Source organism: Saccharothrix longispora (assembly GCF_031455225.1).
In the GTDB taxonomy this organism is placed as follows: Bacteria; Actinomycetota; Actinomycetes; order Mycobacteriales; family Pseudonocardiaceae; genus Actinosynnema; species Actinosynnema longispora.
On record NZ_JAVDSG010000001.1, the window covers coordinates 3,545,711 to 3,570,473 of the forward strand.

At 69.1% G+C, this 24,763-nt stretch carries 19 protein-coding genes and 3 pseudogenes; 8 read left to right on the forward strand and 14 right to left on the reverse strand.

The window, feature by feature from the left end; all coding sequences use genetic code 11:
* Positions 1-260 precede the first annotated feature (260 nt).
* Together J2S66_RS14405 and J2S66_RS14410 are read right to left on the reverse strand one after the other, a co-directional pair.
* Entirely contained in the window at positions 261-1,205 is a 945-nt protein-coding gene (locus J2S66_RS14405; RefSeq protein ID WP_310307533.1) for a class I SAM-dependent methyltransferase, read from the reverse strand.
* A gap of 294 nt (positions 1,206-1,499) precedes the next feature.
* Positions 1,500-2,810, reverse strand: coding sequence for a YcaO-like family protein (locus J2S66_RS14410; RefSeq protein ID WP_310307534.1), 1,311 nt, complete (start codon positions 2,808-2,810; stop codon positions 1,500-1,502).
* 1,059 nt (positions 2,811-3,869) lie between these two features.
* On the opposite strand from J2S66_RS14410, the gene J2S66_RS14415 reads away from it, so the two are divergent.
* The 4 genes and pseudogenes from J2S66_RS14415 (at position 3,870) to J2S66_RS37175 (ending at position 5,834) form a co-directional block, all read left to right on the forward strand.
* On the forward strand, positions 3,870-4,064 hold the full coding sequence (locus J2S66_RS14415) for a hypothetical protein (protein ID WP_310307535.1): 195 nt from the start codon (positions 3,870-3,872) through the stop codon (positions 4,062-4,064).
* A 96-nt stretch (positions 4,065-4,160) separates the two neighbouring features.
* Positions 4,161-4,667: pseudogene (locus J2S66_RS37170) on the forward strand (transposase family protein); the annotation flags it as partial.
* Positions 4,576-5,445, forward strand: coding sequence for a transposase (locus J2S66_RS14420; protein WP_310307537.1), 870 nt, complete (start codon positions 4,576-4,578; stop codon positions 5,443-5,445). The pseudogene J2S66_RS37170 and the gene J2S66_RS14420, both read left to right, overlap by 92 nt.
* The gene (locus tag J2S66_RS37175) at positions 5,445-5,834 is read left to right on the forward strand and encodes a transposase (RefSeq protein WP_374726197.1); all 390 of its coding nucleotides are present in this window, start codon (positions 5,445-5,447) and stop codon (positions 5,832-5,834) included. The genes J2S66_RS14420 and J2S66_RS37175 overlap by 1 nt, the downstream gene beginning before the upstream one ends.
* Before the next feature lie 1,098 nt (positions 5,835-6,932).
* Here J2S66_RS37175 and cas6e read toward each other — a convergent pair.
* The 7 genes from cas6e to cas3 are packed head-to-tail and all read right to left on the reverse strand — an operon-like array spanning position 6,933 to position 14,579.
* Positions 6,933-7,598 carry a type I-E CRISPR-associated protein Cas6/Cse3/CasE gene (gene cas6e, locus J2S66_RS14430; RefSeq protein WP_310307538.1) on the reverse strand — a complete coding sequence of 222 codons (666 nt, stop codon included), beginning with the start codon at positions 7,596-7,598 and terminating at the stop codon, positions 6,933-6,935.
* Positions 7,589-8,308 (reverse strand): type I-E CRISPR-associated protein Cas5/CasD, encoded by a 720-nt coding sequence (gene cas5e, locus J2S66_RS14435; protein ID WP_310307539.1) that lies wholly within the window; start codon positions 8,306-8,308, stop codon positions 7,589-7,591. The genes cas6e and cas5e overlap by 10 nt, the downstream gene beginning before the upstream one ends.
* A gap of 5 nt (positions 8,309-8,313) precedes the next feature.
* A complete protein-coding gene (gene cas7e, locus J2S66_RS14440) occupies positions 8,314-9,489 on the reverse strand; it encodes a type I-E CRISPR-associated protein Cas7/Cse4/CasC (protein ID WP_310307541.1) in 1,176 nt (391 codons plus the stop codon).
* Positions 9,486-10,154, reverse strand: a complete 669-nt coding sequence (gene casB, locus J2S66_RS14445) for a type I-E CRISPR-associated protein Cse2/CasB (RefSeq protein WP_310307543.1) — start codon at positions 10,152-10,154, stop codon at positions 9,486-9,488. Before casB ends, cas7e begins: the two co-directional genes overlap by 4 nt.
* Positions 10,151-11,758: a type I-E CRISPR-associated protein Cse1/CasA gene (gene casA, locus J2S66_RS14450; protein ID WP_310307545.1), complete on the reverse strand. Its 1,608-nt coding sequence runs from the start codon at positions 11,756-11,758 to the stop codon at positions 10,151-10,153. Before casA ends, casB begins: the two co-directional genes overlap by 4 nt.
* Positions 11,755-12,126: a hypothetical protein gene (locus J2S66_RS14455; protein WP_310307546.1), complete on the reverse strand. Its 372-nt coding sequence runs from the start codon at positions 12,124-12,126 to the stop codon at positions 11,755-11,757. The genes casA and J2S66_RS14455 overlap by 4 nt, the downstream gene beginning before the upstream one ends.
* Complete coding sequence (cas3, locus tag J2S66_RS14460) at positions 12,123-14,579, reverse strand: CRISPR-associated helicase Cas3' (protein WP_310307547.1); 2,457 nt, start codon at positions 14,577-14,579, stop codon at positions 12,123-12,125. The genes J2S66_RS14455 and cas3 overlap by 4 nt, the downstream gene beginning before the upstream one ends.
* A 307-nt stretch (positions 14,580-14,886) precedes the next feature.
* Between cas3 and J2S66_RS14465 the strand changes: the two are divergent.
* The 3 genes and pseudogenes from J2S66_RS14465 (at position 14,887) to J2S66_RS14475 (ending at position 16,129) form a co-directional block, all read left to right on the forward strand.
* A pseudogene (locus J2S66_RS14465) lies at positions 14,887-15,622 on the forward strand (transposase).
* A 70-nt stretch (positions 15,623-15,692) separates the two neighbouring features.
* Positions 15,693-15,899, forward strand: a complete 207-nt coding sequence (locus J2S66_RS14470; protein WP_310307548.1) for an SDR family NAD(P)-dependent oxidoreductase — start codon at positions 15,693-15,695, stop codon at positions 15,897-15,899.
* Complete coding sequence (locus J2S66_RS14475) at positions 15,896-16,129, forward strand: hypothetical protein (RefSeq protein WP_310307550.1); 234 nt, start codon at positions 15,896-15,898, stop codon at positions 16,127-16,129. Before J2S66_RS14470 ends, J2S66_RS14475 begins: the two co-directional genes overlap by 4 nt.
* Here J2S66_RS14475 and J2S66_RS14480 read toward each other — a convergent pair.
* A complete protein-coding gene (locus tag J2S66_RS14480) occupies positions 16,104-17,042 on the reverse strand; it encodes a cysteine peptidase family C39 domain-containing protein (RefSeq protein ID WP_310307551.1) in 939 nt (312 codons plus the stop codon). The two genes, J2S66_RS14475 and J2S66_RS14480, sit on opposite strands and share 26 nt — an antisense overlap.
* A 415-nt stretch (positions 17,043-17,457) precedes the next feature.
* Positions 17,458-17,655: pseudogene (locus tag J2S66_RS14485) on the reverse strand (hypothetical protein); the annotation flags it as partial.
* Positions 17,656-18,058: 403 nt separating this feature from the next.
* On the opposite strand from J2S66_RS14485, the gene J2S66_RS14490 reads away from it, so the two are divergent.
* A complete protein-coding gene (locus tag J2S66_RS14490) occupies positions 18,059-20,644 on the forward strand; it encodes a glycosyl hydrolase family 8 (protein ID WP_310307552.1) in 2,586 nt (861 codons plus the stop codon).
* 164 nt (positions 20,645-20,808) lie between these two features.
* Here J2S66_RS14490 and J2S66_RS14495 read toward each other — a convergent pair whose 3' ends face one another.
* From J2S66_RS14495 to J2S66_RS14505, 3 genes are all read right to left on the reverse strand, one after another.
* Complete coding sequence (locus J2S66_RS14495; RefSeq protein ID WP_310307553.1) at positions 20,809-21,681, reverse strand: macro domain-containing protein; 873 nt, start codon at positions 21,679-21,681, stop codon at positions 20,809-20,811.
* Complete coding sequence (locus J2S66_RS14500; RefSeq protein ID WP_310307554.1) at positions 21,678-24,161, reverse strand: tetratricopeptide repeat protein; 2,484 nt, start codon at positions 24,159-24,161, stop codon at positions 21,678-21,680. The genes J2S66_RS14495 and J2S66_RS14500 overlap by 4 nt, the downstream gene beginning before the upstream one ends.
* 110 nt (positions 24,162-24,271) lie before the next feature.
* Complete coding sequence (locus J2S66_RS14505; protein WP_310307555.1) at positions 24,272-24,580, reverse strand: hypothetical protein; 309 nt, start codon at positions 24,578-24,580, stop codon at positions 24,272-24,274.
* Between the last annotated feature and the right edge of the window lie 183 nt (positions 24,581-24,763).

Here is a 24,763-nt window from a genome sequence, read left to right on the forward strand (position 1 = left end):
GGGTCGATCTCCACCGCGAGGTCACGGCCGCGACCGGCTGCTCACCCTCACCACCGAAAGTGCGCCAGAGCCGATCTCGAAACAGTCCCGTTACCGGACAGAGCGTCAAATCCGGTCCTGGTGATTCACCGGTGCGGCGGCACCCGCGCCCGGTTCGGTAACACTCCTGGAGATGTGGCTGGCTCGGAGTGCGACGAACGCGGTCGGACTGGTCCGTTCACGCGGACCGGTCCGATCCGCGGAAGGGCTCGGCGGCGGGGTCACCGCTCCGCGCGGCGGTGATCGACGCTGGTGTAGTGCAGGAACTGGAACAGCCCTGGTCGCCGGGGCAGTGCGGCGGCGGTGTCCACCAGGCGCAGGCCGGTCGTGCGAGCGGCGGTCCGCGGATCGAGCAGGACCGGGGTGTGACCGAGGACGAAGACGTGCCCGCCGGGCGCCGTCAGGAGCGTCAACGCGTCGAACAACGGTCCGGCCGCAGCGCGACGGACCACCTCGGCATTGAGGAAGCGCACCACGAGCAGGTCGACACTGCCCGGTGGAAGCGGCGGATGGGCGGCATCGGCGACCACGACGTCCACCGAGCGGGCGGCGGCGCGACGGACCATCGCGGGGGACAGATCCGCGCCGAGGCACCGGGCGTGCGGCAGCGCGGTGGCCAGGGCGCTCAGGAACGTGCCCGTGGAGCACGCCGGATCGAACACCAGTGGCGCCGCTCCGGGGAACAGGTCGCGGGCCAGGCGGGTGGCGTGCTCGCGAAGGTGCCGCTCCTGGGCGTCGAGGTTGTGGACGAGTGCGTGGTCGCCACCCCATGCCTCGGGTGGACAGACCTGCTCGTTCCAGTGGTCGTCGAGGACGGGGAACGGGAAGTCCAACTCGACGCCGTGCGGGCCGTGTCCGAACAACTCCCGGCGCTGCCGGTCGGTGCAGGCGCGGTAGCGGAAGTCGACGCCTTCGCCGTGCCGGCGCAGGTTCAGGAACCGGCCCATCACCATGTGCGGCTCCACGACACTGAACGGTCCGGGCCCGCCGACCAGTCGACGGCCCAGCCAGGTCCCGTCGCGGCGGCGCAGAAGGAAGTACTGGACGAGGCTGGTCGGGCAGTTCTCGTGCCAGACGACTACCGCGCCGGGGGCACCGAAACCCTGGGCGGCGACCAGGTCGCGGACGCGGCGTTCCCGATCGAGTGCCCGCGAGACGGAGGTCACCGGGTATTCCTGACCGGCGCGACGCCCTGATCACGGGGAACCGCGCACGGATGTGCGGGTACGGCATCGGGTGCCCCCACTCGACCAGTGCGACAACTCGCTGAAGCACTGTCGCGGACAGTGCCCACGGGCAGCGCGCTCCGGCCCGCTGATGGTGTGCTGGGACAGCGCGCAATCCAGGAGGAGGAAGTCGTGCACGACGCAGTGGGCTTCGAGCGCCGTGCCGGCTTGCGACACGACCGTGTCCGGCCGACATCGAGCCGACCGGTGTCATGGCTCGCGGCGGTCAGCGGATCAGCCACCGGTCCGCCTGAGCCGGCGGGCACGGGGACCCGGCAACGCGACGTGCCCGTCGAGGACGAGGTGGAACCGTTCCAGGCCGGGGCAGTGCACGTGCACCGCGGTGGTGCCGTGCGGGAGCGTGACGAGGCGGCCGACAAGCACGTCGTGCCCGGCCGCCAGCAGCCGTTCGGTGATCTGCCCCCGCAGCTGCGCCACCGACGCGGTCACGGTGTCGCGGCTGAAACGCACCGCAGTCTCGGCGGCGTCGGCCACGACGTCGGGAACCTCCAGCCTGGCGCAGGCGAGCAACCCGGCATGGCGGCCCACGGCGCGGGTGACCGCCGCGTCGTGCGCGAGAAGGTCGAGTCCACGAGCCACCAGCACGACCTGCACCAACTCGGTGACCGCGCGCAGAACCGCGTGTGCCGCAGACAGGGAGGCGCCCAGGCCGTGACGGGCGACCGCCGGTCCCGACGTGTGCCGGACGAGGGCGAGCACCACCGGCACGTCCAGGTCGGTGGTCAAGTCGAACAGCTCCACCTCGCCGCCGACCACCTCCTCGGCCGCGACCACCAGATCGCCCAGGTCCTCCGACAGCAGCGCACGGGCCAGCCGACGCGGCACCACGGCCCGGTCGTGGACGCAGCGCAGCAGGAACAGCGAGAACGCGTCCCGCTCCACGCACTCCCCCAGAGCGTGCAGGACCGCCTCGTCCTCGGTGGCGCCGATCGCGCAGCCGGTGTTGACCGAGTACGCCTTCACCCGGCTGTAGTCGGTGTCGTCACCGACCCCGAGCCGCCACCCGGCCCGGTCGCCTGCGGTCGACCACGGCGCCCACAGGAACAGCGGCACGTCGACCGGCCGGCCATCCCGGGCGCTGGTGTGGGGAACGGACGCCAGCTGAGTGGAGGCCGTGCGGGCCAGCTCGGCGATCGCCGCGTCGACAGCGAGCGGCCCGGCGGCCACCTGCTCGACCGGCACCGCCCGCAGCGGCCACTCCCCCACCGCCGCGGGACCGGTGAACGCATGCTCCAACGCCTCGAACAACGCCCCCACCGTCGCCGATCGCGCGTCGCCCTTGCCCGCTCCCACACCGCCGGGCACCGCGGCACCGTCGGGCTCGACCAGAGCGGCACGCACCGCGGTCGGCTCGCTCGCCGACAGGCGGTCCAACCGCGCCCGCCAGCCCAACGCGGCCACCTCGGCGCGAGCCCTGGATTCAGCGTCCTCCAGCGACAGTTCGCGTTCGAGCGGAACACCGGCGGACTGGTCGAGGACACCCGCACGAGGTGCCCACGACCCGCCGGCCTGGGCAGCGACCACGTCAGTCGTCAGACCGCGCCCCTGCGCCGTCCTCGTCTTCGTCCCGCACCGCCTCGGAGATCTCCTCGTCCACTTCGGCGTCGTCGACCTCGGCGGTATTCAATGCCAGATAGCCCATGTCCTCGCTCCTCTCCGCACGATCACCGGAACGGTCCACCACGGCCGCCCGCACCCTCCGTCATCCGGCAGGGCCTTCGTTGAGCCCGGTCAAGCAACCAGCCTCTGCTGCTCGAGGGCCGAACTCACACCACCGTCCTAACACCATGAGCGCCTGACCGTGCCCTGACTGCGGCCACGTTCACCCGGACGAGAACTCATCCCGTCACCCGGCAGAGGCCTGCCTCCCACTACAAGCCGCTCGCGGGTCTACCCGCATGCCGAAGGGAGCTATCGAGGAGTGGCCACGAGGTGTGCGGTCCTCTTGGTCAGACCGCTGTGAGACACCTCGTGCGCGTGGGGTTCCGACCAAGGGCGAGATCGAAGAACCTCATACTGCTCCCCCCGTCATCGAATGGACACGGCTCGCGACGCGGACGTCTCGGTGACGAAGTCGTGCGTGTTGACGGGGATGTCCGGCGCGTCCTATCACCGCACCGCAGGCCGAGAGGGCCGCTGCACGGTCCGTGGCCGCCCGCAGCCCACCGCCACACGCCCTGGACGCCGCGAGCGCGCGAGGACGCTGGAGATGTTGACCAGCCCGACCTACGGAGCCTGGCGATTCCGCAGGTATGGGCCCGCGAACTGGACGAAGGCCGGTACTGGTGCTCGGTCTCAACGATGTACCGGATTACCCGCATATTGAACTGAAGTACGCGGTTGCTTTCCGTTGGGCGGCAAGCCCGCTGGTCAGCGACTTGAAGTGCAGGCAAGCGGACACTTTCGAAGCAACAGCTGGGCAGGGCGCGAAGACCGCGTCGAGACGCACCCGACCGGCGTCCGCCCTGAACCCCAGACCCGAGCAAGGTGTGGTCGTGGGAGGTCACCGCGTTGAAGGACCGAGGAAGAGGTCTGGTACCGGTACTACGTCGTCCTGGACATCTCTTCCGCTACGTCACCGGGTTGCTGGTCGCGGACGCGGCGGACGCGGTCATGGCCGAGGGCTTCCTCGCCGATGCCGTCGCCCGCTACGGCACCCGACTCCACACGAGCCATGCCGACCAGGGCGGCGTGTCGGCGGCCAGTGAAAGAGGTTCTGTTTCTGGTTGCGTGATCAACGAGACGGCCCTGAGAACACGGCGCAAGGGTCTTCTGTGATCATGACCGGTGTGTGTTGATCATGGTCTTGGCCCTCTCCTGCCGCACTTGGCCGAGGTCGTCGTCGAGCGGGTCGAGCCGGTTGGCGCGAGCGTGGTGATCTGGGCGCGCCCTCAAGCATCCGACGCGCGGTGTCCGGGATGTGGTCTGCGGTCGAGCAGGGTGCACAGCCGCTACGACCGCGGACTGGCTGACGCCGCGATCGCCGGGCGGCCCGTTGTGCTGCGATTACGCGTGCGCCGCTTCTTCTGCGCCGGTGCCGACTGTCCGGTGCGGACATTCGCCGAGCAGGTCGAGTGCCTGACCGCGAAACACGCCCGCAGGACGGGACTGGCGCGCGGGATGCTGGAGCGGATAGGCCTGGCACTGGCCGGCCGCGCCGGATCACGACTGGCCACCCTGCTGGGACTGCCCGCGGCTCACAACACGCTGCTGCGTCTGGTCCACGCACTGCCCGATCCCCAGGTCGCCACCGTGGTAGTGCTGGGCGTGGACGACTTCGCCCTACGCCGTGGCCACGTCTACGGGACGGTGCTGGTCGACATCGAGTCCGGCCGCCCGGTGGACGTGCTGCCCGACCGCACCGCCGAACCGGTGGCCACCTGGCTGCGCGCCCCCCGGCACCACGATCATCTGCCGGGACCGGGCCACCGCCTACGCCGAGGCCGCCCGCGACGCCGCACCCGACGCGGTGCAGGTCGCCGACCGATTCCACCTCTGGCGCAACCTCTGCGACGCGGTCGAGAAGATCGCCGCCACCCACCGCGACTGCCTGCGACCACCCGAACGCGCAGCACACGACGACCTCACCGATCCCGAACCCGCCGACTCCGACTCGGCGGCGCCTACCGAAGCGGCCGCGCCTGGGGCGCTGGAAGGTAAATGGGCGGCCAACGCCCGCCGACGCCACGCCGCGGTGCACGATCTGCTCGACAAAGGCGTGGCCATCACGGCCATCGCCGAGGCCTTGGGCCTGGACCGCAAGACCGTCCGACGCTACGCGAACGCCGACACCGCCGAACAACTGCTCGCCGGCCGGCCCCGTCATCGGGACACGCGGCTGCAACCATTCCTGGCGCACCTGCACCGACGCTGGAACGAGGGCTGCACCGACGCCGCACGACTGCACGCCGAGATCCGCGAACTGGGCTACCGGGGCAGCAGGCGCAGCGTGCGCCGCCGCCTGCAACCGGTGCGCGCATCCGGCCGCCCCGCCCCACCCGTCCCCGAGGGCCCGAGCGTCCGACAGGCCGCCGGCTGGATCGTCCGCAAGCCCACCAAGCTCGACCACGAGGAGCAGCACCAACTCGACCGGGTCCTGGCCCGCTGCCCCGAACTGGACGCCCCCCCCACAGCCGGGTCCGCGCCTTCGCCGCCATGATGGACGCCCGCCACGGCGACAGCCTGCGTGACTGGATCGAGCAGACCGAGGCCGCCGGTCTCGCACCCTTGAGCAGCTTCGCCCGAGGCCTTCGCCAGGACTACGACGCGGTCGCCGCCGGAATCAGCCTGCTCTGGAACTCCGGTCCCGTCGAAGGTCACGTCAACCGCATCAAGATGATAAACGCCAGATGTTCGGGCGAGCTGGCTTCTCCTTGCTGCGCAAGCGGATTCTGCTCATGTCCTGACCATCGCGATCTGCCGAGCGCCTACTCGATCACGCAACCAGACACAGAGCCAGAACCAATGGCCATTGACAGAGGATCACTCAATCGGATATTCAAAACCGCAATGAACCGAATGAAATGCAGGCATCGGCCTGTAACGTAGAGGTCAGGAAGCGTCTTCCCCACGCGAGTGGGGGTGGTCCGCACGAACGCGCCGGCAGGACTCGCCGCGTGCCGTCTTCCCCGCGCGAGCGGGGGTGGTCCCTGCTCGTACGCCTTCACGACCGCGGCCGACCTGTCTTCCCTGCGCGAGCGGGGGTGGTCCGGTGCGCAGACCGACCTGGCTGCTGCCGATGGAGTCTCCCCCGCGCGAGCGGGAGTGGTCCCCGGGCAAGCACTTCACGATGTGGGCCGAATCCGTCTTCCCCGCGCGAGCAGGGGTGGTCCGCCCATCCCGGCCGGGCTGGACTTCGTGTGGCGGTCTTCCCCGCGCGAGCGGGGGTGGTCCCCGCCCTCGCCGATCTTGGTCAGGTGGGTGTCGGTCTTCCCCGCGCGAGCGGAATGGTTCGTCCGACGGGTCGAACGCCGCGATCTCCGCCGGGTCTTCCGCGCCAGCGGGAGTGGTCCCAGGTACCTCCGGGAGTTATACCTCCTGGTCGCGTCTTCCCCGCGCGAGCGGGGTGATCCCGGTAGGGCAGGGCGAAGCCGTCCAACGACTCGTCTTCCTCGCGCGAGTACTGATTCGTACGTGGGCTCTGATCGACCTGCTGTTACCTCCGGTGTCGGGGCATGGTTCGAGTAGCGGGATCACCTTCAGGTGCTCAACGCGATCCTGTGGAAGCTGCGCACGGGCGCTCCGTGGCGGGATCTGTCCGACCGGTACGGGCTTGGAAGACGGCACCCGGCCGCGATGCTGTGGTGGCGGGATCTGTCCGCGGTTCAGCGCGAGGAACTTTCGCCACAGTGCGCGGCTGGCTCCAGGGCGCTGAACTCCGCCCGGCGTGGCGGAGGGCGGGAGGGCGTCCCGAACTTGACGAGTAACCCGCCCGGGAGCACGTCTACGGTGTGGCGGTCCGACTGACGACACGCCGCGGCTGCAAAGAGCGTACGTGGTCGTCTGCCCGGGGTTCTCGGCCAGACCGTTGGCCGATGACGACCGCCTGCATCGAGGAAGTACTCGATCTCGTTGTTCGGCCTCCGGTGCGGACTTGGGCGGAGAGCACGCCGTGCACAAAGCGGGTGGTGTGCAGCGGGTAGGGGGTCATGTGTTACGTGGTGGTGCGAGGCTGAGAAGGCCGCAGCCGTAGGCCTTGGCGCGTCCGATGCCGGTGGTGAGGGCCTGGGTGAACGCGGTGTGGTCGGTGACGATGAGGTGGCCGTCGAAACGGACGGGGTCCACGATGACGGTGGTGTCGTCCTTGCGGCCGGTCATTCTGGGCACCGGTGAGGGGTTGACGTCGGGTTGGCCGTCGCGGGCGGTGGGGATGACGAAGCCGTGCTGGTCGCCTTTGCGTATAAGCCAGCCGATCTGGTCGTCGGGCTGGTGGTGTGCCACGCGGCGGGTTTTGCCTTTGAGTTCGACGGGCCGGGTGTCCTGGGTGGCGTTGGCCAGCAGCCGGAACGACAGCTTGCGCCCCGCAGTGATGGTGTCCAGTACCGGTTGCAGCGGGCGGACTTCGGCGGGGGCGGTGGTGTAGTCGCCGGGGAGCTTGCCCCAGGCAGGGTTGGTGTGGCTCTGGATGTAGGCGGTGTAGCCGGTGTGGGTGGGGTCCAGGCGCCAGAGCACGCCGTGGGCTTGGCGTGCGGGGATGTCGCCGTCGGTGTCGGGGTAGGCGGACATGACGGTGCGGTGCAGGTCGTGGATGTTGGCGAAGTCGCGGCGGAACTCGCGGGACCTGACGTTGATGGAGAGCTTGGTCAGGAACACGGGGCTTGGTCTCCATCGCTGATCATGGGGTCGGTGAGCGGGGTGGTGGCGGGTAGGACGTGACGGAGACCGTGCCGTCGGTCGCCGTGGGTGAAGCTGATCGGGTGGTCGCGGCGCGGCACTGCGCCCGGCGTCGTGGCCGGGCAGTCGATGATGGTGCGCAGCGGCACGCGCTCGGTTTTGGCGCTTTCGCTCTTTCTGACGTCGGGGTCGTTCTCCAGCCAGGGGTGCGTGTGCAGGAGCCGGAGGGCTGGTTGGTGGGTGAGGCCGGTGCGGGTGAGCAGTGGTCGTGCGGGGACGAAGGCGCGGCGGCCGAAGAACACCGGCCATCGCGGGCTGTCGATCGTGTGGTTGAGGCGTTGCAGTAGTTCCGGGTGGCCTTCGAGGATGACCAGGAAGAGTGCGTCGGCGAGGTAGTAGCGCTCGCTGACGACGGTGCGGTGGCCTTTTCCCAGTGTGGTGGGGACATTCTGGGTGGTGTGGTAGTCGCGTTCGGGGATGCCTTCGCGGTCGACGCGTACGGCCAGGGTGAGCGCGGCCAAGTCGGCGATCGCGTCGTGGTCGTCGCGGTGCACGCCCAGGGCTGCGGCCAGCAGACCGACGACACCGGATTTGGTCGGCTCGGCGGCGGTGTCGCGCAGGGTGCCGGGTGAGCGGGTGCCCCAGGACTGCATGGGTGCGTCGAAGCACAGGGCCAGGGAGGTGACCATGGTGGTCAGGCCCGGGTCGCGGTGAGCAGGCGGGTGGTGAACTGGTCGATGCCGGTGACCGTGTCGTCGGCATCCAGGTGTGGGATGTCGCCGGTGACCGAGGCTGCGGCGACGGCGCGGATCTGGTCGTTGCCGTAGAAGGCGCGCAGACGGGTGAAGTGATCGGTGAGGCGTTCGGTGGAGGCTGCCATGAGGTCGTCGGCGACGACCGGCTTGAGGAAGGCGTTGGCCAGGTTCCACGCGCCGCGGTCGCGGACGACGCCCAGCAGGGTGTCGGGCAGGGTGCGGGCGGCCATGGAGTTCTGCTTGCCGCTGGGGACGGCGTGGATGAAGGAGTACAGCCAGGCACGCAGGCCGCGGTCGACCAGGTCGGTGTCGCCGGAGAGGTTGTGGGTCAGTTGGGCGATGTCGACGTTGGCGTAGCGGTAGTAGCAGGCGGAGTTGAAGTCGACGGTGCCGATCATGTCGGCGCCGGATTCGGCGTCGGGCTTGAGGTCGTCGACGGCGGTGTAGAAGTCGAACTCGTTGCGCACGGAGTGGGTTGACAGGGCGTGGGCGACCTGGGAGGCGGCGTTGACGTTGAAGTCCTTGTTGTCGGCGATCATGCGACCGAACAGGGCGACGTCCACGGCTCGGGCGCCGTCGAGGATGTATTTGGCGTCGGCCACGGCCTGCTTGTCGGGCTTGGGCTTTTCGGTCTTCGCCTTCTTGGCTCTGCCCTTGCCCTTGGCTTTGGCTTCGTCTTCGGCCTGCTTCGCGGCGGCCTTGGCCGCCGTGGTCGCGGCCAGGGTGTCCCAGTGGGTCTGGCTGTACTCGGTCAGCCGGTCGATGGCTTGGGAGCCGACGAACAGCAGGTACTCGGTCAGCAGTTTGTCCTGGTCCACGCCGAACCCGAGGTGTTCCAGCGCGGCGGTCACGACACCGGGCGCGGTTTCCGCGTCACGCCCTGCCTTGGTCAGCTGCTTGGCGGCGTTGTCGATCAGTCGCTTGGTGCGCATCCCCGTCTCGGACTTGTCCAGGCCGTAGTGGTTGAACAGCAGACGTGACGCGCGCTTGATCGACTGGCTGGAGATGCGGGCGCGGCTTTGGCCGCCGAAGGTGGCGGTCTTGGGTTGGCCGGTGTCGTCGCGGTTGAGGTTGCTGACCGGGAAGGACTGGAGCAGGTGCAGTTCGAGGATCACGAGTTCTCCGTGGTGGCGTAGTCGTCCTGGGCCGAGTCTTCTTCGGGGCCGCCGTCGGGGGCGTCGTCCGACGCGTCGCCGGCTGTGTCGGTGGTCCCGGTGGTGGTCCTGGCGACCTGCTCGGGTGACGGGCGGTGGAACTCGCGGGCCCAGCGCAGGCGGACGCTGTGGGCGTGCTGTTCGCGGTGGTCGTCACCGAGCAGGATCACCAGGTCGTCCAGCAGTTGGTCGTAGTTGACGGTGATGTCGTGGGAGGCCAGCAGCCGGATGGTCTGGCGCAGGTGGTGCGGCAGGCCGTCACGGTCGCGTGCCACCAGGTCGGTGAAGCGCCGGGTGGCGGCGAAGCCTCGCCGGGCCTCCAGTTCGCCCATCGAGCCGCCTAGCGAGCCGCGTCGGGACGGATCGCGTCGCGGCTGTGGATGCAGGGCGAACAGCCCGGCCAGCAGCAGCCACGCCTCCTCCTCGCTGTGTGGGGGGTCGTGCTTGAAGACGTACTCGTAGGCTTCGGCTTCCTGGCGTGGGCCGGAGAACGTCCGCCGTAGTCGGGCCAATACGCGGCGCGACTCCGCGGCCTTGGCGCCGTTGTCCGAGGACAGGCCTTGGTGGAGGCCGTAGAGGTAGCCGGTGAAGGCTCGGCGGCGTTGCCTGAGGCGGTTGTCTGTCACCCGTCCTGCTCTTTCGTGAGGGAGCCGCGCACTTTCACCTGGAAGGTGCGCACGAGCTTGGCGACGATGTTGTCGAACTTCTCGACGTGCTTGGCGATGACCAGCAGGTCACGCCCGTCGGTCGAGGCGCTGTGGGCCCAGCGGTTGCCGGCGGAGCAGGCGGTGTCGGCGACGTGCTCGGCCCACGCGGTCAGCGCGTCGGTCTCCGGGCGCCGTTCCCGCCGGGCTGTGGCCATGCCTTCGAGTAGCTCAGCGAAGGCGTTGGGTAGGCGCGGCCAGTACGCCAGGTCGAGCCCGGAGACCGGTTTGGCGCGCCGTTCCTCCCGGTAGTCGCTTTCCAGGTGGCGCAGCGCGGCCCCGGCGTCGTCGGCGAGGGCGATCGCGGTGCCCACCAGGGTCGCCAGGACCGGCTCTTCGGCACGCAGGAGCGCCACCGGCGCCGGTACTGCGTCTTCGAGGTAGTCCACGACGACGGACTGCTCCTTGTTCAGCAGCTGGCCGAACACGCACAGGGTGTACGAGGCGTCCTGTGGCAGCCGGCCACGTTCGGCCAGCCTGGCGATCTGGTCCAGCGCCGGCGGCCTCATCCGGGACCGCCCCTCCCCCGGCTGGTCGGCGAGCAGCAGTTCGACGCTGTGCCGCCACACTCCGCGCAGCGGAGCCAGCCGGATCGGCTGCAGCGGCACGTCCTCCTTCGGCTTGCCGTTGGTCCCGGTCGGCTGCCGAAAGGCTGCCATTTTCTCGTCGTGCACCAGTTCGCCGGTGAACTCGACCCCGGGCGTGATGACGACTCCGTCGACCTTGGTGGCGTCGCCGTCACGGCGGTGGGTGAGCAGGATGCGCCGCGAGGGCCAGGTCAACAGGTCCGTCCAGCCACGCGCCGGTCGCTTGTCCGGGATGCCCGGTGGGGGAACGGTTGCTTCCCAGACCGGTGCGTCGTCGGGCGTGGTCTTGCGCGGCTTGTGCAGTTCCGGGTCGTAGAACAGGGCGTTGAACAGCAGCGTCTGCAGCAGGGTGTCGCCCTCGACCAGGACGACGCCGAGGCGGTTGCACGGTGCCAGCTTCGAGGACCTCACGCCCTCATAGGGGGTTTTGGTGCCGCCCGGGTCGAACGCCTGGGTGGTGACCAGCCAGCAGGCGGCCTCGTCGGGGTCGAGCAGCGTGATGTCGGAGGCGGTGGTGTGGTCGAACAAGGTGACGTTGTTTCCCACCGCCCGGTGGGGGATCAGCTTCGCCGGAGTCTGAGGTGCGATGCGTGCCAGCGCCGGGCACTGCAGAAAGGGCCGCCGGGTGTCGAACAGGTCGAACCGGTCGCCGAATTCAGCCAGGTACTGCTCCAGCGGCTCGGCCGGCAGCGACTCGGCCTCCCAGCGGTCTTTCCACTCCACCTCGGTGGTCACCGCGTAGGCGCGGTGGAACAACGCCAGCACCAACCGGTACAAGGCGGCGGTCATGGGCGAGGTACTGCCGGAGATGCGCCTCAGCATGTGTGAGTCGAGCAGCAGTCGTCTCAACCCGACCTTGTCGGGCGTGCCGTTGCGGTCGATGACCGGGATCCACCGCTCGGTCAGCAGGTCGAACGATGTCGCCGCCTCGCGCGTCACAGGTCACCATCGACGTACACGCCGAACTCCGGTTCGTAGTTGAGGACGTGGGCCGCGACCGGGCATCGCCCGTCGCGCAGTATCAGAGCCCGGTGGTGACACAGCCAGGGGGAGGTCGCGAACAGGGGCGGGACCGGTGCTGCCCGCAGGGCCCGTACCACGTCCGAGGGCACACCGTCCGGGGCGGAGAGCACGGTGGCGGAATCCGTCAACTCCTGCACCGTCGATGCGGTGAGCTCGGTGGCGGTGAGGTCTATCGACGTCATGCCGCGTACCGGGGTGACCCTGACAGCCCGGTCGCCGTCGTCGGCTCGCAGCAGGACCACTTCGACCGCGGTGTCGAGGTCGTCGTACTCGTCGTCGATCACCGGTTCCCCTTGTTCTCGCGAGTCCGGCGGGGATCCTGCGGCTGCTCGGAGAGCTGTTCCAGGACGACCTCCCCGACGGGTACGGGCAGGTACAGATTCGCCGCCCGGTCGACCTGCCGGTGGACGTGCGTGCGGTGTGCCGTTTCCGCCTGCCGCCACGCCGTCTGCCAACCGGAGGGGCACGGGACCGCCTCCGGCAGGCCGTAGACGGCGTCGACCAGGGCGGGGACCTCCTGCGGACAGTGGATCACCGTCCGGTGTCGCAGCAGCGCCCAGGTCCGCAGCAGGACGTAGCGGGCGTAGATCGTGTGCACGTGCGGCGGGAACACCGGTGCGTTGTCGGTGTCGGTCACCCCGGTGATGCCCAGCAGCAGCGGTCCCCGCCGCGTGCGGTTGTGGCGGTGGACCCGTCCCGCGCGCTGGATGAGCAGGTCCATCGGCGCCAGGTCGGTCAGCATCGCGTCGAAGTCCAGGTCGAGGCTCTGTTCCAGCACCTGCGTCCCCACGACGATGGCGGGTACGCGTGTGCCTGTGGGGCCGAACCCGCGCCGGAGCCATCGCTCCACCTCGCTTCGCTCGACGCGGTCCATCTGCCCGTGGATCAGCTTCACCACCGGCCGCACACCGTCGGCGAAGTGTTCCTGCGGCAGTCGGGCGACCGTCGCGTTCACCTCCTCGTAGGTCTTCTTCGCTCGGGAGACGGTGTTGTGCACCGCCGCAACGCCGCGTCCGCTGCGCGCCTGCTCCAGCAACCACGACACGACGCGCTCGGCCGGTACAGGGTGGTCCAGCACGACGTCCCGTTTCCGGTTGACCTTCGAGACACCGGCCTTGTGCGCAGTGACACCTTCCTCGTCGGCCACGGTGACCCGCGGATAGCCACCACAGGGGGGCACCGCGGCGACGCTGCCGGGGCGACGTCCCGTCACCCCCGCCTGCCATGCCCTGACCAACTCGTCGCGCCGGCGCGTCGGCAGCGTCGCCGACAACACCACCACCGAGACACCCAACCGCCCCAGCCACATCAACAGCCGATCGAGCAGCGTCGACATGTGCACGCCGTAGGCATGCACCTCGTCGAACACCACGACCTTGCCCGACAACCCGGCCAGCCGCACGAACCCGTGCCCGGACCGGATGCCCGCCCGGACCACTTGGTCCACGGTCCCGACCCCCAGACTGGCCAGCAGGCTTTTCTTACGGGTGAACCACTCCCGGGCCGCGGTGTCATCGTCGTGCGGATCGTCGTGACCGATATCCGACGGCTCGGTGTGCCGCTCGGCCAAGTAGTTTCGCGCGTCGGAGTGCACCAGATGCACACCGGTCGTGTCCTTGATCCGATCCAACAGCGCCTCGAACTCCTCTAGCACCTGGTTGCTCGTGGCTTTGGTCGGCATGCCCACGTACACCCCGGACAGCTTGAGGGTGCGCACCAACGTCGCCGCTGCCTGCAACGCCAGCAACGTCTTGCCCTCGCCGGTCGGCGCCTCGACCACCATCATCGTGGGCCCACGCCGATCGGCCACCAACCGCTCGGCCAACACCTGAACCGGCCGCACCTCCGGCACGTCCGATGTCTTCGGGTTGAGGCCCCTGAAGCTGGTGTCGATCGGCGGTTTCCACGGCTGCACACCGGCCTTCACGACCGCGTGAACGGCGCGTGGACGTGCGGCGCGGACATACTCCGCAAGATCGAAGGGCCCGTCGGGCGACTCGTAATTCGACTCGTCGGAGGCGATCCAGTCACTGACCGTCGTCAGTCCCGCCAAGCCGACACCCGCGACGACATCGAACTCGACCTTCGACCACGGCAACGTCCGCGGGTCGACCAGCCCGAGGTGATCGGCAATCTGAAGCACCATCGCATCGCGCCAGCGCGCCCACGTCTCGCCACCGTGGTCGTTGCGGGCCGTTCGGGCCTGCGCGAGCGCCGAACTCTTGGGGAAGTAGCCGTGATGGCCGCCCAACACCACGGCGATCCCGTCGGCGACAACGGCGTCGGCTCCCCACGATGTGAGCATGTCCTTGACGTGCAGTGCGGTCAGCAGACCGTGGGGGATGTCCAAGCGCTGGACACCGTCGAGCTTGCGCACGAAATGGACATCAGATGCCGCTTCCGGTCCCAGGCGCCCGGCGGCCAGATCGGCCTTGATCCCCTGAAACGTCGGCGAGTACTTGCCCAGGTCGTGGATGCCGCACAGCACGGCGATCCAACCATCGGCATCCCCCAACGGCCGAAACGCCGTCCGCAACATCACCAGACACCGGGGCCCGAGGAACCGCGGCAGCAGCTCCCGCGCCACCAAGGCCGTGTCGATCAGGTGGCACACCAGCGGGTGCGGCAATCGTTTCCGCGACCACTTCCCCCAGGCGCCCCACACAGGAGGCATGCCCACAACCGCTTCGCTCCTCGCTTCAGAACCTGACGTTCCCCCGACGCCGAGATGCGACATGAAAGCAGAAACGCGTTCGGCAATCCAATCAGGGCAGCAGCACCAGCATCATTGAGACCGGAGTTCACCCAAACGTCGCAGCGCCGCACATAAGGTGATCCGCGGTATATCTCAGATGACCGTGAGAACATCAGCAGCCCATCGCCGACCACTCCGCAAAAATGCGGCAAGACCGGCAATGGGCTCTTCCCGACCTGGCGTGCGCGCTGCGGTCGTCGTGGAGATGCGGCGAAACTCCTCGTGGATGACTTTTCGACCAAGAGCAAGGCCATCGCCTGGAGCGTCGTGACTTGTCCATCCATCCGCGATCGGCCTGTCCACTTCACACCTGCAGTTGCTCGCCCGAAGCTGACCGTGCACCGACGGCGCGTCGGCAGCAGGTGGCGCATCGACCCCGTCCGCCACGCCCTGCTCGTGTTCACGCACCTGCGCCGCGGCGACACCTGCACCCGTCCCGCAGCCGGATCCGACATCGGCCCGGTCATCCGTCTGCCGCTACCTCCACAAGGCGGTCCGGGTCCTTGCCGGCCTCGCACCAGAGCTCGCCGGGACGACGCGGATCGCCGCGCGCAGGGGTCACGTCATCCTCGACGGCATCCTGCCGCCCATCGACCGCATCGCCGCCGACCGCCCGTACTAGCCCGAAAAGCGCAAGCGCCGCGGCATGAACGCCCCAGTCCCGACCGATCCCGCCGGGCGACGGCCGCGGACCTTGCCCGCGCTGCCCGACTCGGCCCACGACCCCACCGCGGCCCGCACCCACGGCATCATCGAAGGCCCGACCTCGCGACATCCCGTGCTGGGCGGATAAGGCCTACCGCGGAGCGGGCGGCCCGATCCCCCTGCCTCACCGCAGCAAGCGCACACCCTCGCGCCCGACCAGCAGGCGGTCGACCGCTCCCACGTCCGCATCCGCGCCCTGGGGCGAACGAGCCGTCTCCACCTTCGAGACCGGGCGGCTGCTGCGCCGACTCCGCTGCTCCACCATCCACATCACCGACCTGAACCGAGCATTCCTCACATTCTGCCTCGCCGCCGAATGAGGCCGGAAGGTCTCGCTGCCAAGGACGACTGGGACCGCATCCTGGAGGTTGGCCCGACTGGCGGGTTCCTGTGCGCAAGGGCCCGGATCCGGCAGATGCTCGCCAGGGCGGCGGTAATGCCGGCGTCAAGAGTTTCCAGGGCCAGGCCGCCTGCGTCGCCGCCAGACACGGCGTCGTCGGCTTCACCCGCGCCGCGGCCCTCGACCACGCCGCCGCAGGTGTCCGCGTCAACGCCATTCGTCCCGTCGCCTCGGCCGACATCGAGAAGCGGCCTTGACGGCTGCGGCCGAGCAGCTCACCCACGAAAGTCACCACGCCCTCACGATCGTCTGCGAGGGCACCGACGAGATCCAGGTCGGCGCCGTTGGCCGCACCGTCGACACCTTCGGCCGCCTCGACATGACCCAATGGCCATTCGGCCGAACCTCGCCGGCGCGGCGAGAGGCCCCGCTCGGCGAGCGGGGCCTGCACAACCGGGGACTCAGCCGACCGGTGGGGACATCGTGAACCAGTTGAAGCCCTCGACCAGCGGCTTGTTCTGGTCGGCGTACGCCGTGCCGGACAGCTCCCAGCGCTCGACCGAGCGGTACGTGCCGGGCTGCAGGCTCTCGTCGACCGGCGTCGTCTCGTCGTCCTTCACGGGCAGGTACTCGTAGACCGACCGGCGCGTCAACGTCACGGCCAAGGTCTCGTAGGCGGACTGCGTGTCGAGGTAGCCCGGCTTGCCGTGGTCCGCCGCCTCGGCCGGGTCGGCCAGCCGCAGTTGCACGAAGTCACCGCCGAAGGACCCCTTGGCCGAGACCACCGTGACGAGGTGCCCGCCGTCGCGCTTCAGGCTGTTCTGCGGACCTGCGACGTAGCGCCCGTACCACATCTGCACCGGGCCCTGGTTGAGCTTTTTGGCCAGGTCACCCGCGAAGTCCAGGCCGGCGGTGGTGCCGATCGCGCCGGTCGCCGTCGCCCACCCGACGTCCCGGGCGGGCTTGGTGGCGATGTTCCACGCGGTGCGCAGGTTGGTCGAGTTGGTGCCGTCGCCGACGCTCCACTTGGAGTCCGTCGCGATCCGACCGATCGAGTTGGTGACGATGCCGTAGTCGGCGGGGTCCTTGGGGTCGAGGTCGCGGACCTTGGTGGTGAGCCAGCCGACGGGCGCCTTCTTCTCGTGCCCCCAGTAGTGCAGCACGTTGTAGAGCGACGACGGACCGCAGTGGGTGCCGCCGTTGGCCGCGAAGCCGGCGCGGTACTGGTCGACGTCGCTGACGCCGCACTGCTTGACCTCGAAGTCGGGGCCGGTGATGTCGGCGAGCTTCACGCACGGCGGCGGCGTGCCGATGATCGGGTCGGCGGCGGCGAGGCCGGGCAGGGCGACGGAGCTGACGGCGGCGGTGGCGATGGTGGCGATGACGACCTTGCGCAACATGGGATTCCTACCTCCTGTGGAGGGGCCACCTCCCGCGGCCCCTTCGCTGTCGATAGGAGAAGCTTGACCTGCGCGAACGTCGATGGCATGAGGGTCGATCCCTCAACGTCGGGTGCGAAAAGATGGGTGTATCAGGCCCGCCCCCACCCGACTCCTATCCGATCAGGCAAGAGCTCACCGGCTTGCCGGTCACCCGCACCACCGAAGTACGGCCCTTCGCGCCCGGCAACGACCGGACGAGGCGGGATGCGAGCGCAGTTCGCACCGGTCGCCCCACGCGATCACGGCGCCCTCGGTCTTCGCACGTGCCTCGACCGCCGGACAGTCCTCCTCCAGCCACGTACGCACCGCGGCGGGCTGTTGTGGCAATCCGAGACCGGAACGAACCGAATAGACGCGCTGAGGGAGATGCCGACCCGGCGGCCAGGCAGGCGTGGGTGTCGCCGTTGCGCAGGTGCGCGAGCACGAGCACGAGCAACGTCTGACGACCAGGGCCGAGTCGCCGCCCTCGGGCCCGACGCCGGGTCCGCTCCACGCGGATCAGGTCACCCAGACGGACGAAGGTGCGGTTGGACAGCGGAATCGCGGCAGGGGGGACAGTACGGCGAGCCACCCGGTTGGGGCATCGGATCTCGGTCGACTGCTGTCTTACCGGGAGCCTCTCCCACCGCTCCCCACTGCTCAACTCACCCTGTGACCTTCGACGTCGCGATGAATGACTCCATGACGTTTCAGCCAGCCGGGCATTCGTCGAGCGCTGCGGGCGACCAGGGACACCGGAAGCACACTTCGAAGGATTGCGCCAGCATTTCGGAAACTGTTCGAAACAGTTGACCGACGCCGGCGATCTCCCAACAATCCCGGTAACGAATTGCGTCTCAAGAGGTGATCCCATCCCCGCCTCTACACCCCGCGCTTACTCCCCAGCCGGCCAGGAGGTCCTTGTGACCCGCAAATCAGGGCGAGGCTCGCTCGTCCGCCTCGCCCTCGCCCTTGTAGCCACCGTCGCGGTTGCCATGCCGTTGACCGCGCGGCCTTCCCACGCGGCCACGCTGCTGACCACCGTGCAAGCGGAGTCCATGACCAACGGGGGCGGCTGCACAGCCCTCCAACAGGACCGCGCGGTCTACTACTGCAACAACGACAGCACCTACACCTCGTACGCGTTCAGCCAGGCCGGGCGCTACAGCGTCACGGTGAGAGGTGCGTCCAGCGCTGCCACCACGGCCGGTATCAGCGTGCTCGTCGGGGGCGCCAAGGTCACCGGACTCGCGTTCACCGGGACGGCGTTCACCGCGCAGTCGGCGATCTTCGACGTCACGTCCGGAGGCTCCAAGGAGATCCGGCTCAAGCTGGAGACCGACAACGGCCAGAACGACACCTACATCGACTACATCGAGGTACACCACGAAGGCGCGACCCCGCCGCCGCCACCGGCGCCGAACCCGCCCTCGACCGGCGCGTTCGCCAGCGGGGTGTACCGCGACCTGTTCCGGGAGTGGGACCCGTCGCTGACCGACGCGGCCGTCACGGCCAAGCTCAACGCCTACTGGAAGCACTTCTTCACCAGCACCGACGACACCAAGCGCCTGTACTACCCGGCCGGCTCCAACGCCGACGGCGCACTGGCGTACATCAAGGACACCGGCAACAACGACGTGCGCTCCGAAGGCGTCAGCTACGGCATGATGATCGCCGTCCAGATGAACAAGAAGGCGGAGTTCGACGCCCTGTGGAACTGGGCGAAGACCCACATGCAGCACAAGACCGGGCCCCGGTCGGGCTACTTCTGCTGGCAGGCCGACTTCAGCGGGTCATGCCGGGACAACAACCCCGCCTCCGACGGCGAGGAGTACTTCGCCACCGCCCTGTTCTTCGCCGGCCACCGCTGGGGCAACGGATCGGGCATCTACGACTACACCACCGAGGCCAACGGCGTCCTCGACGACATGCTGCACAAGGAGGACGTCAACGGCGGCGTCGTGGACAGCGTCACGAACATGTTCAACCGCGACCAGAAGATGGTCGTGTTCGTGCCGTACGCCACCGCCGCCACGTTCTCCGACCCGTCCTACCACCTCCCCGCGTTCTACGAGCTGTGGGCCAGGTGGGCGACCGGGTGGAACGGCAACCAGGCCGCGGACCGCCAGTTCTGGCGCGACGCCGCCGCCCGCAGCAGGCAGTTCTTCGCGCAGGCGACGCACCCGACGACCGTCCTGAACCCGGACTACGCCGAGTTCTCCGGTGCGCCGAACAACACCGGCAACCACGGCGACTTCCGCTTCGACGCCTGGCGCACCTCGGTCAACTGGGCGGTGGACCACGCCTGGTGGGCCGCCGACGCCAACTCCAAGACCCTCACCGACCGGATGCAGGCCTTCTTCGAGGCCCAAGGCGTCAACGCCTACGTCAACCAGTACTCCCTCGCCGGGAACCCCTTGTCCTCCGACCGCTCCCCCGGGCTCATCGCGTCCAACGGCGCCGCCTCGCTGTCGGCCACCAACGCCCGCGCGTGGAAGTTCGTCGAGGCCATGTGGAACCTCCAGCCACCCACGGGCCAGTACCGCTACTACGACGGCCTGTTGACCTTCATGGCCGTGCTGCACGCCAGTGGCAACTTCCGCATCCACAAGCCGGGCGGTGACGTCGTCGACAGCCAGCCGCCCACAGCACCGGGCAACCCGACGTCCCCGTCGAAGTCGTCCACCAGCGCGACGCTGTCGTGGTCGCCTTCCTCCGACGACGTCGGCGTCACCGGGTACACCGCCTACACGGGCGCCGGCACGACCGGCACGCCGGGCTGCACCGACGTCACCGCCACCACCTGCACGGTCACCGGCCTCTCACCGAGCACCACGTACGTCTTCACGATCAAAGCCCGTGACGCCTCCGGCAACACCAGCGCGGCGTCCACGAGCGTCTCGGTGACGACCACCCCACCGTCGACCACCGCTCCGGCCGCGCCGTCGAACCTCACCGCCACCGCGGCACCCGGCTCCATCGCCCTGAACTGGCGCGACAACGCAGGCGACGAGACCGGCTTCGTCATCGAGCGGAGGGTGGGCAGCGCAACGGCTTGGGACCGATCCGGATCAGTGGGCGCCGGCGCCACCGGGTACCACGACAACTCGGTGACCGCGGGTACGCAGTACACCTACCGCGTGCGGGCCGGTAACCAGGCCGGTGACTCAGCCTGGTCCAACGAGGTGACCGCCACCGCCGTAGGCGCCGGCACCCCCTACCGGCAGGTCGAGGCCGAGTCCTACGACACCGGCTCAGGAGTCACCACGCAGTCGTCCGACGGCGGAACCGCGGTCACCTTCTCCGGCGCGGGCAGCTACATCGCGTTCGACAACGCGGACTTCGGCTCCACGGGGGCGAGCCGCGTGCAGTTCCGGGTGGCCAGCGCCTCGCCCGGGGTGAACGTCCAGGTTCGCGTCGGCAGCACCTCCGCCTCCCCCGCCTGCACGGTGTACCCGGACGGCAACGGCACTTGGCACGTCACGTCGAACTCCTGCTACCCGAAGGTGACGGGACTGCGGACCATCTACATCACCGTCACCGCACCCGTCCGGATCAACCACCTCACGTTCGCGTCCTGACCCGGACGCGCGACGGGCTGCCCCGGCCTGCGAGCGGCTGTCCGCCATCGAGTGCGCCGGGTGCGACCAGCACAGGTCGCACCCGGCGCGGCGATACCTTGACGCCTCGGTGGACTGAACGCTTTCATCGTGGATGACGACGGGTCTCAGTGACTGCTGCGGCATCAGATGCTGGCGAGGAAGGCTTCCAGGTCGAGCATGTCGACCTTGTCGGCGTCGTCGGGGTGGATGACGATCGTGAGCCGGCGCGTGACGACCCCGGTTCGGGACCGGGCGATGAAGGACAAGGCGATCAGGCGGATGAGGCTCGCGCGGTCGAGCGCGTCGACTTTGGCCAGCTCGGAGCCGATGATGGCCATGGACACGGGTTCGAGCCGGGCGTGGACGTAGACGGTCTCCCACAGCGAGCTGAGACTGTGCCAGATGTCGTCCACGGTGGCGCGGGCGACGAGGTCGTTGCCCATGGCGGCGTAGGCGAGGCAGAAGGCCCGGTGCGTCCCGGCGTCGAGGACGGCCACGGTGCCGATCGGGTAGCGGCCCGACTTGCCCTGCGACTTGCCGGGGTCGGCGCGTGGGGCGGTGCGCGCCAGGGAGGTGTCGAGAGCCCGGTCCAGAGCGGCGGTGTCGGGGTGGTGACGACGCTGGTACTGGGCCTGGACGCTGCCCGGGTGGATGATGCTCGTGCCGCTGGTCGCCGTGTCGAAGGTGTCGGTATAGCCGATGACCAGGTGCGTGTCCTGGTCGAACAGGTCGCCGACGGTGATGGTGAGCGTCGTGTCGGGGTGGCCGAAGTGGCGTGACAGCGTGCGCTTGGGCCAGGCCCGCACCAAGCCGACGGTGAGCGGCAGCAAGCCCAGCAGGGCGATCATGGCGACGGGGTGGTAAGTGGCCTGTGGGGTGAGTACGTCGTAGACTTGTGTGCCGCCGCCGAGCACGCCGAAGGTCGCCAACGAATCCCTGGCCGCGATGGTGAGCCCGCGCTTGGTCGCCAACGCCGATCGCAAGCCCTGCCGCAGTCCGCGCACGTGCTCCCTCAACGCTTCCGCTTCTTGATCCGCTTGCCGGACTTGTTCGGTGGACCGCCTCCGCGAATGCTGTTCAGGCCGTTCTCGAACTGCTTGACCAGCGGATTGTTCTTGCCGAGGCTGTTGCTGAGACGGATGAGCACGCGGAGCAGCATGTGCGCCGCCCGCTGGGGATTTCCGGTCCTGGCCGTCCACATCGCCAGCGCCAGGTAGGCGGCGAGTGTGAACTTGTCGTACGGCCCCAGTTGGGCCACGGACTGGTCCAGCACCTCGGCGTAGAGGTCACGAGCCGCCGCCGCGTCGCCCGATTCGCCCAGGACATTGGCATAGAGGCTCCGCAGCAGGACGATTTTCAAATCCGATTCGCCGAAGGCTGCGACCGCGTCGGCGATCACCTCTTCGTACGCGGCGATCGCCTCCTCGAACCGGCCGGACCGCGCCATGACCTCCGCCAGGCATCTGCGGGTTTCCAGCGTGTCCTCGTGGTCTGGGCCGAGCACACGTAGACGCGCGGGCAACAGGTCTTCGAGCATGCGATGCGCATGGTCGTGATTTCCCAGGTCCAAGTATGCGGCGGCCAGGTTGTGCCGGGTATCCAGGGTGTCCACGTGTTCGGCGCCCAGAACACCGCTTTGCACTTCGAGCAGTTCTTCCAGCAGTGCCCGGGCCCGCGGCGTGTCGTAGATGTCCGTCCAGTACGCCACGCCGAAACGGGCGCGGAGCACGCGCTCGTCTTCGCGGCCCAGAACCGGTGCCATGTCGTCGACCAGCGCTTCGAGCTGCGCGATGGCGGCACGGATGTCCCCTGCGTCCCCGTGCAGGAAAGCTTGGTCGTAGCGCAGGTCGAACGTCGGCGGATCGGTGGGCACTCGATCGGCCACCGCGAGGATGTGGCTGCGGATGGCGTTCCACGCTTTCGTGGCCTCCTTGTTCAGAGGACGTTTCGGCATCGCGGCAGCCAGGAGTCCTCGGGCCCGAACGACATGGTTCACGGCCTCGCCGAGGCGGTGGCGGGTGACGGCTTGGACGAGGCGGTGGACGGTGATCGTGTCCTCGGCACCTCGGGTGACGAGGCTGTGGGAAAGGAGGTTGCCGATGGCTCTGATGAAGGTGAGTTCGTCGTCCACCAGGGGTTGGAGCACGGAGAGGGGGATGGAATCGGGGGCGAAGTAGGCGATCGTGTCGAGGATTCGGCGGGCCGGCGGGGTCAACTGCCCGATGGCCAGGAGCCACGTGGTCGCGACGGTGTGGGGGTAGTCGACGGGTTGGCCGTCGGAGAGCAGGTCGGCGCTGCGCTCGCGGTAGAAGCGCAGGTAAGCGGCGAGGCTGGTGCCATTGGTGGCGGTGAAGGAAGCCGCTTGGGCGAGAGCGAGCGGCAGGCCGTCGAGTTCGGCGGCGAGTTCTGCGGCAGCGACGGTGTCGTCGTCCTCGGAGACCTCGGTGAGCAACGTGATCGCGGCGTCGGGGTCGAGTGGTTCGACGGGATGGACGATGTTCGGGTTGGGCCAGTGTTTGGCCTGGCTGGTCACCAGGACGTGGCCGACTCCCCGGGCTGGGAAGAGGCCGCGCAGCGCCGCGTCCGGGACGTTGTCCAGTACCAGCAGCCATGGTTGTCTCTGCTCCGCCAGCCAGGCGTTGGCGCGCTGCACGGCGTCGCGCACGAGCTTGGCTTCCTGAGCAGAGTGGACCAGTTCCAGCAGGCCGCGGTACTCGCCGTCGATCGCCGTGGGGTCCTCGGCGCGGATCCACCAGACCACGGCGTAGTCGTCGAGGTGCCGCTGGGCGTAGGCCCGCGCGAGGCTGGTCTTCCCGACCCCGCCCATGCCGGTGAGGATTTGGACCACCGGCGCGCGGCTGGTGCGGGCGGCGGTGAAGGCGGTGCGCAGGTCGGCCAGGTCCTGCTCTCGGCCGATGATCTCGGCCATCCCCGTCACCTGCGGGGACACGACGCCGTCGAGCACCGGTTTGGCGGACGGCGCCTCGGGTTCGGTCTCGGGTTCCCAGGTGTCGAACTCGGGCTCCTCCCCCAGCGGGATGTCGCGTAGTTCGGGCTTGCGCAGCAGGAACCGGAGCAGCTTCTCCGCGCCCGTCTTGGTGAAGGACTCCACGACGTAGACCGTCGTGGTGGAGGGGGCGAGGAAGTCCGGCACCCCGGCGACGGTCTGCCCCGGCACCACCACCGGAACGAACTTCTGGAGGTCGTCTTGAGCGGCGTGGAAGGCGTCGCGGATCAGGCGGGCCTCCCACTGCACGCCCCTGCCCACGTGCGGCCCGGTCCGGCCCTGTGCCCGTAATCGGTACTGCTCGGAGGCCACGCACAGCACCACGTCGGCCTGCTCGATCTGCCGGGACATCCACAGGGCCCAGTCCTGCCGCTCACCGGCGGCGACCTGGTCGAGGACCGCGTCGATCCCGTGGCGGCGCAGGAACGCCCACAGGCGCCGCACCACCGCGCGGTGCTCCTCGCTCTCCTGCGCGTAGGAGATGAACACGCGACGTGCCACCGACCACCCCGAATCCGATCACCGACATCGGTACCATCGCACAGCCGCGCCGAAGTGTTGCGCCCACCGGACCACCGGAGCCCGAACGTGAGTGAACCTCAAGCCGGTGAAAGTCCCGACGCGGTCGGGCGCCGCTCGACCGTCTCCACGACCTCGCCGATCGCCCGGCGGATCACCGCGCCGTACCCAGCGTCGGCGAGGGCGTGCTGCCAGTCGGCGCGGCGCAGAGGTGGTCTCGGGCGGCGGCGAAAGAGCCGGCCTGCGGAAGCCGTCGGCGAGGCCGAGTCGCAGCGAAGAGCGGAGGCGTCGCCCCACAGATCGGCGTGGTGGCGCTCGACCTGGTCGTCGGTGAGCGCGGCGTCGGTCTCGAACACGGACGTCCCGGACCAGCGCCATGCCCAGGACATGGATCATGCTACTGAGTCGAAAGTGATCATCTTCTCGTAAGTTGATCACTCGTGATCGAGGTGGGGGGTGCGCACCGGTTGTCGCCTGCGGAGCGTGAGGTGCTGCGGTTGCGGGTGGTGGCGGCGTTGGAGGCTGGTCGGGTCGAGGGTTATCGGCAGGCCGCTGAGGTGTTCGGGTCTCCG